11 protein-coding genes are annotated in these 14,626 nt (G+C 73.9%); 6 read left to right on the forward strand and 5 right to left on the reverse strand.

Annotated elements, in window-relative coordinates:
- Positions 1–22: 22 nt before the first annotated feature.
- Positions 23–1,264, forward strand: a complete 1,242-nt coding sequence (locus tag ANAE109_RS07265) for a glycosyltransferase (protein WP_234945265.1) — start codon at positions 23–25, stop codon at positions 1,262–1,264.
- Between the two features lie 3 nt (positions 1,265–1,267).
- Here ANAE109_RS07265 and ANAE109_RS07270 read toward each other — a convergent pair whose 3' ends face one another.
- Entirely contained in the window at positions 1,268–2,278 is a 1,011-nt protein-coding gene (locus ANAE109_RS07270; protein WP_041448182.1) for an NAD-dependent epimerase/dehydratase family protein, read from the reverse strand.
- 100 nt (positions 2,279–2,378) lie between these two features.
- Here ANAE109_RS07270 and ANAE109_RS07275 point away from each other — a divergent pair, with 100 nt between their 5' ends.
- The 4 genes from ANAE109_RS07275 to ANAE109_RS07290 all read left to right on the forward strand — a co-directional run bounded on the left by ANAE109_RS07275 (position 2,379) and on the right by ANAE109_RS07290 (position 8,197).
- Entirely contained in the window at positions 2,379–3,791 is a 1,413-nt protein-coding gene (locus tag ANAE109_RS07275) for a pyridoxal-dependent decarboxylase (protein ID WP_041448948.1), read from the forward strand.
- Between the two features lie 8 nt (positions 3,792–3,799).
- The gene (locus ANAE109_RS07280; RefSeq protein ID WP_011985742.1) at positions 3,800–4,498 is read left to right on the forward strand and encodes a M15 family metallopeptidase; all 699 of its coding nucleotides are present in this window, start codon (positions 3,800–3,802) and stop codon (positions 4,496–4,498) included.
- Positions 4,499–5,354: 856 nt separating this feature from the next.
- A complete protein-coding gene (locus tag ANAE109_RS07285) occupies positions 5,355–6,521 on the forward strand; it encodes an HNH endonuclease (RefSeq protein WP_011985744.1) in 1,167 nt (388 codons plus the stop codon).
- Between the two features lie 401 nt (positions 6,522–6,922).
- Positions 6,923–8,197 carry an ATP-grasp domain-containing protein gene (locus tag ANAE109_RS07290; RefSeq protein ID WP_011985745.1) on the forward strand — a complete coding sequence of 425 codons (1,275 nt, stop codon included), beginning with the start codon at positions 6,923–6,925 and terminating at the stop codon, positions 8,195–8,197.
- Positions 8,198–8,209: 12 nt separating this feature from the next.
- Here ANAE109_RS07290 and ANAE109_RS25495 read toward each other — a convergent pair whose 3' ends face one another.
- On the reverse strand, positions 8,210–11,101 hold the full coding sequence (locus ANAE109_RS25495) for a serine/threonine-protein kinase (protein ID WP_011985746.1): 2,892 nt from the start codon (positions 11,099–11,101) through the stop codon (positions 8,210–8,212).
- Positions 11,102–11,266: 165 nt separating this feature from the next.
- On the opposite strand from ANAE109_RS25495, the gene ANAE109_RS07300 reads away from it, so the two are divergent.
- On the forward strand, positions 11,267–11,848 hold the full coding sequence (locus tag ANAE109_RS07300; RefSeq protein WP_011985747.1) for an RNA polymerase sigma factor: 582 nt from the start codon (positions 11,267–11,269) through the stop codon (positions 11,846–11,848).
- Between the two features lie 4 nt (positions 11,849–11,852).
- Here ANAE109_RS07300 and ANAE109_RS07305 read toward each other — a convergent pair whose 3' ends face one another.
- Genes ANAE109_RS07305 through ANAE109_RS07315 form a run of 3 tightly spaced genes read right to left on the reverse strand, consistent with a single transcriptional unit; the run spans position 11,853 to position 14,581 of the window.
- Positions 11,853–12,443 carry an LUD domain-containing protein gene (locus ANAE109_RS07305; RefSeq protein ID WP_011985748.1) on the reverse strand — a complete coding sequence of 197 codons (591 nt, stop codon included), beginning with the start codon at positions 12,441–12,443 and terminating at the stop codon, positions 11,853–11,855.
- Positions 12,436–13,812 carry a lactate utilization protein B gene (locus ANAE109_RS07310; RefSeq protein WP_011985749.1) on the reverse strand — a complete coding sequence of 459 codons (1,377 nt, stop codon included), beginning with the start codon at positions 13,810–13,812 and terminating at the stop codon, positions 12,436–12,438. Before ANAE109_RS07310 ends, ANAE109_RS07305 begins: the two co-directional genes overlap by 8 nt.
- Before the next feature lie 25 nt (positions 13,813–13,837).
- Positions 13,838–14,581 (reverse strand): (Fe-S)-binding protein, encoded by a 744-nt coding sequence (locus ANAE109_RS07315; protein WP_011985750.1) that lies wholly within the window; start codon positions 14,579–14,581, stop codon positions 13,838–13,840.
- Positions 14,582–14,626 lie beyond the last annotated feature (45 nt).

Raw genomic sequence — 14,626 nt, forward strand, 5'->3', positions numbered from 1 at the left:
TCCGGGAGGGGGGACCTGCCGTTTGCGCATCGCCGAGATCATCAACTCGTTCGACATCGGAGGCGGAGAGGTCCAGCTGCTCGAGCTCCTGCGGGGGCTGATGCGGCGACATCGACTCTCCGTGCACGCGCTCGAGCTGCGCGGGCCGCTCCTCCCCAGCGTCCGCTCTCTCGGCTTCGAGCCGGACGGGCATCCGCTCGGCGGCTCGCTCGCCAGCAGGGGGGCCCTGAGGGCCATCGCGGAGCTCGCGCGCACCTTTCGCCGGGACGCGGTGCAGGTCGTGCACGCGCATGACTTCTACTCCGCGTTCGTCGCCGTCCCCGCCGCGCGGCTGGCCGGGGCCGGGGTGGTGGTGGGGCGGCTCGACCTGGGGCACCTGCAGAGCCCCGCGCAGCGGGCGGTCCTCGCCGGGCTGTCACACGCCGCGGACGCGGTGATCGCCAACTGCGGCGCCATCTTCGACCTCGTCATCGGCGACGAGCGGGTGCCGCCCGAGCGAGTCTCGCTCATCCGGAACGGGATCGACCTCGCCGCGTTCGACGCCGCGCGCGAGCGTCCGCTCGCGCTGCCGCTGCCGGAGACGACCGGGCGTCCGCTCGCCGTCATCGTCGCGAACATGCGCCACGAGGTGAAGCGGCAGGAGGACTTCCTCCGCGCGGTATCCCTGGCGCGCCGCGAGCGGCCGGAGCTCGCCGCGTTCCTCGTCGGCGAAGGTGAGCGCGTCGACGGGCTGAAGGCGCTGGCGGCGAGGCTCGGCCTGGAGGGCCACGCGTTCTTCCTCGGCCGGCGCCCCGACGTGCCGGCCGTGCTCGCCCGCGCCGCCGTGGGCGTGCTGTCGTCGGCCCAGGAAGGGCTCTCGAACGCCGTCATCGAGGGGATGGCGGCTGGACTGCCGATGGTGGTCACCGACGCGGGCGGGAACGGCGAGCTCGTCCGGGACGGGGAGCGCGGCCTCGTCGTCCCGGTCGGCCAGCCGGAGGCGCTCGCGCGCGCCATCGTCGAGGTGATCTCGGAGCCGGAGCGCGCGCGGGCCTTCGGCCAGGCCGGCCGGCGGTTCGTGGAGCGCGAGATCACCGTGGACCGGATGGTCGCCGAGCACGAGCGGCTGTACCGGCGCGTCGCGGCGGAGCGTCCCGGCCTGGCGCGCTCCGTGGCGCGGGCCGGCGGCGGCGCGCGGCGGGTCGCCACCGGCGGACTCGGCTTCCTGCGACACCGGGCGGCGGCGCGGGCGGTCGGCGATGGCTCCGCGCGCGACCTGCGCTGACCCTCACGCGGTGGGGCCGACCCCGGGCGCCGCGAGCGCGCGCTCGATGTCGCGGCGCGCGTATCCCTCGGGCCTGTCCGAGGGAGGGTGGGCGAGGAAGCTCGCGACGATCTTGCCGAGGTAGATCTCGAGCGCCTCGTGCCGGAAGCCGAGCTCGGCGTGCGCGCGCGACGGGTCGAGGAACGACATCCACCGGCCGCTGTAGGGGGAGAGCCGCAGCGGCTCGAGGCCTGCTGCCCGGATCTTCTCGGAGGGGATCGCGACCACGTCGGCGCGGCTGCCGAGGTGGTGCCGCAGGATCGCCATGAGCTCGGCGAGGGTCGGCGTCTCGTGCTGCGCGACGTTGTAGGCCTTCCCGAACGTCTCGGTGCGGCCGAGGAGCTCCGCGAGGAAGCGCGCCACCTCGCCGCCGTAGACGTGCCGGACGCGGTGCTCGCCCCCGTCCGGCAGGATGACGGGACCGCCGTCCACGAGCCGCCAGAGGTACGTCTCCAGGCGGCGGTGGTAGTCGCGCTCGCCGTTCACCATCGGGATGCGCACGCGCGTCGCCGGGAACCCGCTCGCGGCGTGGGCCTCGGCGAGCGCGTCCTCGCAGGCGCGCTTGCCGAGCCCGTACTCCCAGTCGGCGATGTCGGCGGGATCCGGAGGCCTTCCCATCACCCGCCCGTCGTAGTCCTCCTCCCGCGCCGGCCGCGGCGCCTCCTCGCGCACCAGGTAGACCTGGCCCGTCGAGACCATCACGTAGTGGCCGCAGCCGGCGAAGAGCTGCGAGGCGCGCCGGCCGTCCTCTCCCGTGAACGCGGCGAGATCCACGACGGCGTCGAAGCGGCGGCCCTGCAGCAGGCGGTCGAGGTCGCGCGAGGTGCGGTCGGCGACGATGCGATCGACGCGCCCGCCGAACGGGTCCGCCAGGCGGCCGCGGTTGAGGAGCGTGACCTGGTGGCCAGCGGCGAGGAGCCTGAACCCCAGGAGCCAGCCGACGAACCGGTTGCCGCCGATGACGAGGACGTCCACGCAGGGTCCCCTCCTCGCTCGTACGTGCCCCCGCGCCCGGGCTGGCGTCAAGGAGGAAAGCGGTCCCCCCGGCGAGCCGGGGATGGGGCAGACTCCGCGGATGACCCCCGAAGAGTTTCGGCGCCTCGGCCACGCGCTCGTCGACTGGATCGCCGCGTACCGGGATCGCCTCCCCACGCTGCCGGTGATGAGCCAGGTCGAGCCCGGCGCCATCCGGGCGCGCTTCCCCGAGGAGCCGCCCGCGGAGGGCGGCCGGCTCGCCGAGGCGGTCGCCGCGCTCGACGACGCGGTCCTCCCCGGCATCACGCACTGGAACCACCCCGGCTTCTTCGCCTACTTCCCCTCGAACACGAGCCTCGCCTCGGTGCTCGGCGACCTCGTCGCCGCCGGGCTGGGGGCGCAGGGGATGAGCTGGCAGACCTCGCCCGCCGCGACCGAGGTCGAGGAGGTGGTGATGGGCTGGCTCCGGCGGATGATCGGGCTACCGCCCGCGTTCGCGGGGGTCGTGCAGGACACCGCCTCGACCGCGACGTTCACCGCCCTGCTGTGCGCCCGCGAGCGGACGAGCGGCTTCTCCCAGAACGGCGCGGGCCTGCAGGGGGGCGGGGCGCCCCTCGTCGTCTACGCCTCGGACCAGGCGCACAGCTCGATCGAGAAGGGCGCGCTCCTCGCCGGCTTCGGGAAGGCCCACCTGCGGCTCGTTCCGACGGACGACGCGCACGCGCTCCGGCTCGACCTCCTGGGGCGCGCCATCGCCGACGACCTCGCCGCGGGCCTTCGCCCGTGCGCGCTGGTCGCGGCCACGGGCACCACCGCCACGACCGCCCTCGATCCGGTGGCCGGGATGGCGGACCTCGCCGAGCGCCACGGGCTGTGGCTGCACGTCGACGCCGCGCTCGCCGGGACCGCGATGGTGCTGCCGGAGTGCCGCTGGATGTGGGCCGGCGTGGAGCGGGCGGACTCGGTGGTCTTCAACCCGCACAAGTGGATGGGGATCGGCTTCGACTTCAGCGCCTACTTCGTGCGCGACCCGCAGCACCTCGTGCGCGTCATGAGCACGAACCCGTCCTACCTGCGCACCGCCCACGACGCCGTGGTCAACAACTTCCGGGACTGGGGCATCCCGCTCGGCCGCCGCTTCCGGGCGCTGAAAGGCTGGTTCCACCTCGTCGACGAGGGCGTCGCGGCGATGCAGGCGCGCCTCCGCCGCGACCTCGCGAACGCGGCGTGGCTGAAGGAGCAGGTGGACGCGGCGCCCGGCTGGGAGCGGCTCGCGCCGGTGCCGCTCCAGACCGTCTGCCTGCGCCACGTGCCCGCCGGCGTCGCCGACGAGCGCGCCCTCGCGGAGCACAACCTCGCCATCGCGCGGCGGGTGAACGAGGGCGGCCGGGCGTACGTGACGCCGAGCGTCCTCAAGGGGCGCCAGATGATCCGCGTGTCCGTCGGCGCGGCGGCCACGGAGCGCCCCGACGTCGAGCGGGTGTGGAGGGAGCTGCGGGAGGCGGCGGGGTAGGGGGGACGATGCGTCTCGACTCGGAGCTGCAGCGGCTGCTCGTCGGCCGTTGCTCCGATCCGATGATCCCGTTCGGAACGAGCGGCGTCCGGCTTCACCGAGAGGTGATCCCGCCGCTCGAAGCGCTGGTCGCCGCCGCGGCCGGCGAAGGCATCGGGCTCGAGGTGGCGAGCGGGTTCCGCGAGTTCGATCGGCAGGCGAAGATCTGGAACGAGAAGGCACGCGGAGAGCGTCCGCTGCTCGACGCCGCCGAGTCTCCGGTCGATGCGAGCCAGCTGTCACCCGAGCAGCGCGTCTTCGCCCTCCTTCGGTGGACCGCGCTCCCCGGAGCGAGCCGCCACCACTGGGGCACCGATCTCGACGTGTTCGACCGAAGCGCGTTGTCGCCCGGGGCCGAACCGCTGCTCGAGCGGCGCGAGGCGGAGCACGGCGGGACGTTCGCGCGTCTACATGCGTGGCTCGACGAGAACCTCGATCGCTTCGGGTTCTTCCGGCCCTATGACCGGGACCGGGGAGGCGTGAGGCCCGAGCCGTGGCACCTCAGTTACGCTCCTGTGTCGCGTCACCTGCAGGAGGCGTTCTCGCTCGAGCTCCTGCAAGGCGTCCTGGGAGGTACCGAGCTCGAGTTGAAGGAAGTGGTGCTCCGGCACATCGAGACCATCTACGCACGATACGTGGACAACGTAGCGACCTCCTCCCGAGCGTAGCCTACGGAGCGGAGTCGAGGGACCCCCGACCTCGACCTTGTCACTCATCGCGAGGACGTGGGAGCGCGTTTCCCCTCGAACCTCGTCAAGCGGGCAACGTTAACCCACCGCAACGGTGACTCGCGTGGCTCGCAAGAGCTACCGCTGGAGATAGCAAGAACGCATAGTGAATGCCGCGAGACGCTTGCGCGACTTTCCTCGGACCTGCTCTCGGGGTGGGGGTGGGGGTCGGGGTCGGGGTCGGGGTCGCGGTCGGGGTCGAGGTCGAGGTCGAGGTCGGGGTCGGGGTCGGGGTCGGGGTCGCGGTCGGGGTCGAGGTCGAGGTCGAGGTCGGGGTCGGGGTCGGGGTCTCTTCATTCGTCACATCCCACGGCGACAGCACGCGCGCGCGGGGTTGTGTGCCGCCGCTCGACGCAGAGGGCTCGGGCATCGAGGGGAGAAGCGCCCGGTTCCCGGCGCGCCTCGGGCATGGCACGCGGCGGGTCTTCGTCGCCGTCGGCGCGAGGACTGGACGAGCGGGCAGAGCAGGTCCGAGGAAGTTGCGCGCACGTCTCCGCCCATGCCGGCGTTCACTAATAGTCCCCGCTATCTCCAGCGATAGCTCTTGCGAGCCACGCGAGTCCCAGTTGCGGTGGGTGAATGTTGCCCTCTTGACGAGGTTCGAGGCGAAACGTGCTTCGACGTCCGCGGCACGTCGAGAGCACGCTCCTCGCGAGCGCAGGCAGGTCGCACCGTGCGCGTCCGGCGCACCGCGTGGACGGCGAAGGGGCGGGCCCGGAACGCAGCGCAGGCGCGAGCCTGGTGCGTTCCAGGAGAGCCGCAAATCGCGTGTTACGAAGTGCACAGGAGGTGCACCATGCCCGCGATCGCCCCTTCCGCCCTCGACTCGACCCTGCTCGCCCAGCGCCTGCGCGAGCTCGCCGGCCAGGAGCGCGACGTCCAGGTCGAGTTCCTCCTCCACCTCGAGGTGTTCGATCGCCGCCGCGCCTACGTGGAGGCCGGCTACCCCTCGCTCTGGGCGTATTGCCTGGAGGTGCTCCACCTGCGCGAGGGCGCGGCCGGGCGACGCATCCAGGCGATGCGGGTGCTGCGCCGGTTCCCCAGTCTCGAGGGCGCGCTTCGGGATGGCCGCCTTTGCATCTCCACCGTCCAGCTGCTCGGCCAGGTGCTGACCGAGGAGAACCTGCCCGACCTCGTCGCCCGGGCCGCCTACCGCACCAAGGCCGAGGTGGATCACCTCGTCGCCTCGCTCCAGGCGCGCACGGCTCCGCGGACGGGCCTGCGCAAGCTGCCCGACCGCGCCTCAGCCGCGAGCGCCCCGGCGCTGCCGCTGGCGACAGTCCATGCCGGACCTGCCGAGCCGCAGGAGGCGATCCCCGCGCCGGCGGCGGCTGGTGGGTCGCTGCCGCCCACGGTCTCCGCGCTGCCCGACGTTCCTCGCCCGAAGGCGCGGGCGGAGACCCGCGCCGTGAGCGAGAGCGGCTGGTCGCTGCGGGTCACCATCGACCGGGGCTGCAAGGAGGACCTCGAGACGCTCACCGCGCTGCTCTCGCACAAGATCCCGGACGGCGATCTCGCGGCGGTGCTCCGCGAGGCCATCCGCTGCGCCATCGAGACGCACGGCAAGCGCAAGGGCGCGATCGCGCCGGAGCGGCAGCGGAAAGCGGACGGGGACCCACGGCCCTCTGCCGAGCGCGCCGCGCCCACGGGCACGATCCCGGCGATAGTGCGGCGCGAGGTCTGGAAGCGCGACGGCGGACGCTGCGCCTGGGTCGCTCCGGACGGGCGGCGCTGCAACAGCCGCTGGCAGCTGGAGCTCGACCACATCCACCCGCAGGCCCTGGGCGGACCCTCGACGGTCGAGAACCTCCGAGTCGCCTGCAAGTCGCACAACCTGTTGCACGCCGAACAGACCTACGGGCGCGAGCACATGGACCGCTTCCGTCGCATGGGCGTCGCCGGGGTGACGCCAGATGCCAGCGGGGCGCCACCAGCGCCGCAGCAGGCCCTGTGGGGACCGTGACCCGGGCCTACGGAACGGGAGCAAAGCCGACCGCAGCGTCTTCCGGCGACGCCGATCCGCGGCGACTCCGCCCCTCGGGCCTCCTCGTAGCCCGCCTTTCCCTCGCTCGTACTGCTCCGTCGCGCGTGCCCACCACGCTCGCGCGGTCGGCACCTCGTCCCGAGTCCAGCGCGAGCCGATGTGACGAATGACAAGGTCGGGGTCGGGGTCGCGGGGCTCGGGCATCGAGGGGAGAAGCGCTCGGCTGCGGGCGCACCTCGCGCATCGCACCGGCGGCCGCCTGGATCCCTGACGCCGGCCACCCCGAGCCCTTCGAGCACTCCGCGGCCCGAAGGCCTCGGGGCCCGTCGGGGTGGGGCTGCGGTTGCCCTCCGCCCGTCTCCGTCGCATAACTCCGCGCGATGACGACCTCCGCTGGCGAGCTCCTCCTCCTCGTCCCCACCACGAGCTACCGGCTCGACGACTTCCAGGCCGCCGCACGGCGGCTGGGGGTGCCGCTCCTGGTCGGGAGCGATCTCTGCCACAAGATCGAGGACACCTTCGGGGCGCAGCCGGACCTCATCCCGCTCGACTACCGCCGGCCGGCGCGCGCGGCGGAGCAGGTCGCCGAGGCGGCGGCGGGGCGTCACATCCGCGGGATCGTTCCGGCGAGCGACGCGACGGCGGTCATCGCGGCGCTCGCGGCGGAGCGGCTGGGGCTCCCGTACAACCCCCCGGAGGCGGCGCGCCGCGCCGCGAACAAGCACGCGATGCGCAGCGCGCTGCGGGCCGCCGGGGTGGCGGTGCCGGACTTCGCGCTGCACGACCTCCACTCCGACCCGGAGATCGCGGCGCGGGCGACGCCGTATCCGTGCGTCCTGAAGCCGCTCATCTTCTCGGCCAGCCGCGGGGTCATCCGCGCGGACGATCCCGCCGGGTTCGTGGCCGCCTGGCGGCGCATCGCGCGGCTGCTCTCCGACACGAAGGCAGAGCGGCGGCCGCGCGAGGAGGACGAGTCGCGCGAGGTGCTCGTCGAGTCGTTCGTGCCCGGCGCGGAGGTGGCGCTGGAGGGGCTCCTCCGCGGCGGCGCGCTGGAGGTGCTGGCGCTCTTCGACAAGCCCGATCCGCTCGACGGCCCGTACTTCGAGGAGACCCTCTACGTCACCCCGTCGCGCCACCCGGCCACGCTGCAGCGCGAGATCGAGCGCGTGGTCGCCGACGGCGCGCGCGCCCTCGGCCTGCGAGAGGGGCCGCTGCACGCCGAGCTGCGGCTCTCGCCCGCGGGTCCGGTGGTGCTGGAGATCGCGGCCCGCTCCATCGGCGGGCTCTGCTCGCGGGCGCTGCGCTTCGGCGCGGGGCTCACGCTCGAGGAGGTGCTGGTGGCGCACGCGATGGGGCTGCCGCTCGAGTCGCTCCACCGCGAGCAGCGCGCGTCGGGCGTCATGATGATCCCGATCCCGCGGCGCGGGATCCTCCACGCCGTGCGCGGCGTGGAGGCGGCGCGAGCGGTGCCGGGCGTCGTGGACCTCGTCGTCACCGCCGAGCCGGGTCGCGAGGTGGTGCCGCTGCCGGAGGGGGAGGCGTACCTGGGCTTCCTGTTCGCGAAGGCCGAGACGCCCGCCGAGGTGGAGGCGGCGCTCCGCGAGGCGCACCGCCGGCTCGAGCTCGACATCCGCGCGCCGCTGCCGACCGTCTGACGGAGCTCGAGCTCAGCGCCGCGCGAGCTGCGCCCGGAGCGCCAGCGCCTCTTGCAGCATCGGGAGATCGGCGTCTGCGCCACGCCACAGGGACAGCAGGCGCTCGACCTCGGCGCGCGCCTCGTCGCGTTCCCCGAGCCGCGCGTGCGCGAGCGCCGTGCGCAGGATGGACCGCGGGTAGGTCCACGCGAGGAACGCGTGGATGAACGGCGCGGGATCCGCGAGCGCGCGTCGCGACGCGGCGTACCCCTCCAGCGCGCACCGCCAGTCGCCCGCCGCGAAGCACAGGTCGGCGGTCAGGTACGCCGCGGTCGCGCCCTGCACCACGTCGCGCTTCGCGACGGCGCGCGCGCGGGCGACGGCCGCCACGGCGTTGCCCGCGTGGAGCTGGTCCCACGCGTCGACGAAGGCGCGGTACCAGGCGGCGCTCGGGAGCGGCGTCGCGCGGACGCTCTCTCGCGCGAGCTCGACGTCGCCCGCGAGGAGCCCGCTCAGCGCGGTGAGGCCGCACTGGTCCTCCATCTCGCGGCAGTGGCGCCGCGCCGCCGCGCGGTGCTGCTCGGGCGTGGCGATCCCGCCGAGGAGGAAGACGTGGCGCGCTGCGGCGTCCGGGACGCGGTAGCCGCTCGACCAGTCCCCCTTCAGGACCCGGCGCGCCTCGGCCCACCGCCCCTCGGCGACGCGCATGAAGGCCAGGACGAGCGGGGGCGCGTCCGCGACGCTCGCGACGACCTCGTCGGCGCCGGCGTAGTCGTCGTTCGCCCACAGCGCCGCGGCGATCGGGTAGTGAGACTGCCACGGTACCGTCTCGTGAATGGCGGCGATGCGTCGCCCCACGTCGAGGAGCGCCTCACGATCGCCGCGCCACAGGTGCACGGAGTAGAGCAGCCTCAGGTCCGAGTAGGACGCGACGTGAGCGACGCCCTCCCGCGCGAGCGCCAGCGCCTCGTCGCACCGCCCCGCGCCGCAGAGGAGCCGGTAGTGGAGCCGCCGTGTCCTGCGATCGTGCGGGTCCAGCCGGAGGGCCTGCTCGACGAGCGGCACCGCCTCGGGACGAAAGCCGCCGTCGAGCCAGAGCATCGTCGCCGCCTCGAGGTACGCCTCCTTCTCCTCCGGAAAGCGGGCGATGGCCTCGCGGTAGAGCGCGAGCGCGCCATCGAGGTCGAGGCGCATCCGCGCGTCGAACGCGCGGGCGAGGAGCCGCTCCCTCTCGGGGAGCACGCCGGCCCCGTCCATCACGCGGGACATCATGTCGCGGATCGCCGCCCGCGCGAGCGTCCCGTCGGACTCGATGAGGGCGAGCTCGAGCCGCGCGAGCGCGAAGCGTGGATCGATCGTGAGGGCGCGCTCGAGGAGTGAGCGGAGCCGCGTCGAGTCGAGGCGCCCCCACCGCTCGTCGCGGGCGCACGCGTAGAGCGCGTAGGCCGCCAGGCTCGGGGTGACGGACTGCGCGACCCTCACCGATGACCGCGCGATCTCGTCGCGCGGCTCCCCGAGGCGCACGCGGATCCGCGCCCCGAGCTCGTCCACCAGCGCGGGGACGTCCTGCACGTGGCGCGCGTAGGCGACCTCGGAGAACAGGCGTAGGTTGCGGACGCTGTCGCGAGCCTCGAGCACCAACGCGTACCCGCCATTCGCTCTTCTGAACACGGGCGTCAGCAAGATCCGGGCGCCCGCGCGGCGCGCCACCGCGAGGGAGGTCGTGACGTCGAGCTCGAGGCCGCCCTCGTCTCCCTCGCGCCCGAGCAGGTCGAGCATCCGGCTACGCGTCATGACCCTGAGGCGACGGGATTGCTCGAGGGAGGTGATGAGGAGGCCGGAGACGGCGTCCACCTCCGCATGATCCGTCTCGTTGGACACGTCGGCGACCGCGAGCGCGACCACGTCGCCCGTCGGCAGCGCGTCGCCGCCCCAGCGGGAGGAGAACGCCATCGCCAGGACGGTGAGCGCCCCCAGCGCCAGCAGGGCGAGGCGCCGTTGCCGCCGACGCGTCGCGTGGCCCTCCACGGCGGTGAGCGCCGCCTGCACCGACCGGAAATCGGGCAGCCGATCTTCTGCGGCAGGAGCGATCATCCGCTCGACGACGCCTGCGAGCGTCCTGGGCACGTCGTTCGGCACGCCCGCGCGTGAGCGCTCCGTGCCGCCCGCGCCGCCGTCGCGCCGGTGCGGGAGCGTGCCCCTGATCATCTCGTGCAGCATCACGCCCAGCGCGAAGACGTCGGCGCGGGCGTCCTCGGGCTCACCGCGCCACTGCTCGGGCGCGACGTAAGCTGGCGTGCCCCCGCGCTTGGCCTCTGCGCCGACGAGCTGCGCGAGCCCGAAGTCGAGCACCTTCACCGATCCCTCGTCCGTCAGAAACACGTTCCCGGGCTTCAGGTCCCGGTGCATCACGCCGTGGCGGTGCGCGTGCGCGACCGCGGACGCGACGCCGAGCGCGATCCGGAGCGCCTCGCGCGGCGGCAGCGGCCCGCGCCGCAGCCGTCGCTCCAGCGTCTCCCCGGTGAGCAGCTCGAACACGAGGTACGGCTGTCCGCGGTACATCCCGAGGTCGTGGAGGGCGACGATGTTGGGGTGCTGGAGCTGCGCGGCGGCCTCGGCCTCCTCGACGAGCCAGCGCGCCTCCGGCGCGCCGCGCGATCGGTCCGGCCTCAGCATCTTCAGCGCGACTCGGCGTCCGAGCGCTTCGTCCCGCGCTTCGTACACGACGCCGAAGCCGCCCGTACCGAGCTCACGAAGCACCTGAAACCTGCCGACGGACGTGCCTGGCACGAGCGACGAGGCGTCGTGGCCGCCATCGTCCGGAGCAGCGGCGATCGCCGCGAGCAGCGCGGTCACGGTCCCGTGAGCGATCCCGCCGCCGGTCCGGCGGCCGGAGCGCTCCGCGTCCTCCGACCCGAGCTCCACGACGTCGCCTCCCCGTTGGCTCGCATCATGGCACGCCCGGACGACGCGCCGGTGGGGCTCATCTCTGAGGGGGCTACGGAAGTGACTTGGCCAGGTCGCGCCTTACGATGGGCGATGGGATGGACCGTGCGATGGACGAGAGGCGCACGCGTCCTACGGTGAACGGTGTACCTGGATCCGGCGAACCTCGAGGCGAGGAGCCGCGCGCTCCTGGCGGCGGGAGACGACCGAGCGGCAGCCACGATGGTCCTGCGCGAGCTGGGCCCCCAGGTGGTGCGCTACCTGCGCTCCGTGCTTCGCCACGAGGACGACGCCGCGGAGGCGTTCTCCTCCTTCGCCGAGGATCTCTGGCGCGGGCTCCCGGCGTTTCGCTGGGAGGCCCCCCTGCGCAGCTGGGTGTTCCGCGTCGCCTGGCACGCGGCGCTCGCGGTGCGGAACGACGCCTTCCGGCGGCACGGCCGGCGGCTCGAGACCGGGGAGGCGTCCGCCCTGGCGGCGGAGATCCACACGACGGCCGCGCGCGTCGAGCTGCAGCGCCGCGCGCTCGGCGCGCTCCGCGACGCGCTCTCTCCCGAGGAGCAGTCGCTGCTCGCCCTGCGGGTGGATCAGCAGCTGCCGTGGGAGGAGGTCGCGGTCGTCCTGACGGGAGAGGCCGACGCGCGGAGCGTCGCGGCGCTGCGGAAGCGCTTCGAGCGGCTGAAGGAGCGCATCGCCCGGCTCGCGCGAGAGCGCGGCGTCCTCGAGTGAGCCGCTACCCCACCAGGAACACGGTGCACGATCGCGCGCCGTGCGCGCCGATGACGAGCGCCTGCTCGATGTCCGCGGTCTTCGACGGTCCGGCGATGAACAGGCCGTAGCTCCTCGGCAGCGCGGCGATCCGCGCGTAGGCGGCGTGCATGTCGGTCACGACCTCGCGCGCGGGGAGCACGAGCGCGAGGTGCTGCGTGACGACGAACACGCCGCGATGGGGGAGCGCGGCCGCGTTCACCCAGATCGCGCCGTTCTCCGCGACCCCGAACTCACCGGGCAGGATCGCGAGATCCAGCCCCTCCAGCTCGTGCGGATCCGCGAGCTCCTCCGGGCGGACGGTCCCGGGCGCGGCGCCCGGCACGGCGGACGCGATCCGTGTCGCCCCGAGCTGCGCCACGACCGCGGCGACGGCCTCGGGGAGCGCGGCGACGCCCGCGACCCGCACGGGCACGGCGGCGACCGCCTGGAGCGCGGCCTCGAGCTGGGCGAGCGGGTCCGCGTACGGCACGGTCTCGCTGCGCGGGTCGGGGAGCGGCGCCGGCGGGGGCGCGGCGGCGCGCAGCCGCTTCAGGATCTCGCTGCGGCTATCCACGGCGCTCGCTCCTGTGCTGCCGGTAGAGGTCGCGGAAGCTCTCCCGCGGCAAGGGCGGCAGCTCCCGCTGACGGCCCCACACGTTCCAGCGGCCGTACAGGATCCGGCGGGGCAGCGCGCGGCCGAGGAGCTTCCCCAGGCGGCTGGCGAGCAGGTACAGGAAGCCGGAGCGCAGCACCATCCCCGCGAGCCTCATGCCGAGCCGCTTCCCGGAGGAGAGGAGCCCGGCGCGGGCGGCGTCGCGGCGTCGCGCGAGGAGCTGGTCGTGGAGCGGGATGCGGACCGGGCAGACGTCGTCGCACGAGCCGCATAGGCTCGACGCGAACGGGAGCGAGGCGTGCGCGCGCGGGTCGACGGAGGGCGCGAGGACGGAGCCGATGGGGCCGGGGATGGTGTACGCGTAGCTGTAGCCGCCGCTGCGCCTGAAGACGGGGCAGGTGTTCATGCAGGCGCCGCACCGGATGCAGTGCAGCGCGCGCCGGAAGGTCTCGTCCGCGAGCAGCCGGCTCCGGCCGTTGTCCACCACGACGATGTGCAGCTCGCCCCCGCGGAGCGGGCCCAGGAAGTGGGTGGTGTACGTGGTCGTCGGCTGGCCGGTGGCGCTGCGCGCCAGCAGCCGCAGGAAGACCGCCAGATCCGCGAGGCGCGGGACGAGCTTCTCCACCCCCATGCACGCGATGTGGATGGGCGGCAGCGAGGTGCCCATGTCCGCGTTGCCCTCGTTCGTGCAGACGACGACGTGGCCGGTCTCGGCGACCGCGAAGTTCACGCCGGTGAGCCCGGCCTGCGCGCGCATGAACCGCTCGCGCAGGTGACCCCGGGCGGCCTCGGTGAGGACCTTCGGGTCGGAGAGCCCCGCCGCCGTCCCGAGCTTGTGGTGGAACAGCTCGCCGATCTCCTCCTTCTTGCGGTGGATGGCGGGGAGCACGATGTGCGAGGGGGGCTCGTGCGCGAGCTGGACGATTCGCTCGCCGAGATCCGTGTCCACGACCTCGATGCCCCGCGCCTCGAGGTACGGGTTGAGGTGGCACTCCTCGGTGAGCATCGACTTCGACTTCACGAGGCGCGTCGCGCCGCGATCCGCGAGGATGCGGTGGACGATGGCGTTGTGCTCCTCCGCGTCGCGCGCCCAGTGGACCCGGGCGCCCGCGGCGGTGGCGTTCCGCTCGAACTCCTCGAGGTAGTCGGCGAGGCGCGACTGGGTGTGCGCCTTGATGGCGGAGGCGAGCCCGCGCAGCCGCTCCCAGTCCGGGACCGCCGAGGCCGCCTTGTCGCGCTTCGCCCGCACCCACCAGAGCGCCTGGTCGTGCCAGTGCGCCCTCGCGTCGTCCGCCGCGAACCGCGCCGCTCGCTCCGCGTGGCCGATCATCTGCGCCTCCCGCCGGGGTGCCGGATCATGCCATGGCCTCCGCGAGGATCTCCGCCACGTGGCGGAACCGGACCCGCTCGCCGGCGCGGCGGGCGAGGCCGTCCATGTGCATGAGGCAGGAGACGTCCGTGCCGGTGACCACCTCGGCGCCCGCCTTCACGTGGTCGGCGATCCGGTCGCGCCCCATCATGCAGGAGACCGCCTCCTCCGCCACCGCGAAGGTGCCGCCGAACCCGCAGCACTCGTCCGGCCGCGCCAGCGGGACGAGCTCGATCCCCTCGAGCGACGAGAGCAGGCTCGCGACCTTGCTGTAGCGCGGCACGAGCAGCTCGCTCGCGCTGCCGAGCCGGAGCTCGCGCAGCCCGTGGCAGCTCTGGTGGAGCCCCACCTTGAGCGGGTAGCGCCCCGGGATGCGGGCGACCTTCAGGACGTCGGTGATGAACTCGCAGAGCTCGAACGTGCCCTGCTTCAGCGCCTCGAAGCCGGGCGCTCCGGCGAGGTACGGGTCGTAGTGGTTCCGCACCATCGAGGTGCAGCTCCCCGACGGGCAGACCACGTGCTCGAAGCGCCCGAACACCTCGAGGAACTTCCGGGCGAGCGGCGCCGCGTCGTCGGCGAACCCGGCGTTGGCCATGGGCTGGCCGCAGCAGGTCTGCTCCTCCGGGTAGACGATCTCGACGCCGAGCTTCTCGAGCACGCGCACGGTGGCCATGCCCACGTGCGGGTAGAGCTGGTCCACGTAGCACGGGATGAACAGCGCGACCTTCATCGGGCCACCTCGCGGAGGCGGCGCCGCCGGCCCGGAGAGCGGGCC

The sequence above is a fragment of the Anaeromyxobacter sp. Fw109-5 genome, from assembly GCF_000017505.1.
Lineage (GTDB): Bacteria > Myxococcota > Myxococcia > Myxococcales > Anaeromyxobacteraceae > Anaeromyxobacter.

What these genes read in the sequence shown, in the direction of transcription:
- ANAE109_RS07275 (WP_041448948.1), top strand. Translation starts at nt 2,379, where the DNA reads ATGACCCCCGAAGAGTTTCGGCGCCTCGGCCACGCGCTCGTCGACTGG.
- ANAE109_RS07280 (WP_011985742.1), top strand. Translation starts at nt 3,800, where the DNA reads ATGCGTCTCGACTCGGAGCTGCAGCGGCTGCTCGTCGGCCGTTGCTCC.
- ANAE109_RS07285 (WP_011985744.1), top strand. Translation starts at nt 5,355, where the DNA reads ATGCCCGCGATCGCCCCTTCCGCCCTCGACTCGACCCTGCTCGCCCAG.
- ANAE109_RS07290 (WP_011985745.1), top strand. Translation starts at nt 6,923, where the DNA reads ATGACGACCTCCGCTGGCGAGCTCCTCCTCCTCGTCCCCACCACGAGC.
- ANAE109_RS07310 (WP_011985749.1), bottom strand. Translation starts at nt 13,812, where the DNA reads ATGATCGGCCACGCGGAGCGAGCGGCGCGGTTCGCGGCGGACGACGCG.
- ANAE109_RS07315 (WP_011985750.1), bottom strand. Translation starts at nt 14,581, where the DNA reads ATGAAGGTCGCGCTGTTCATCCCGTGCTACGTGGACCAGCTCTACCCG.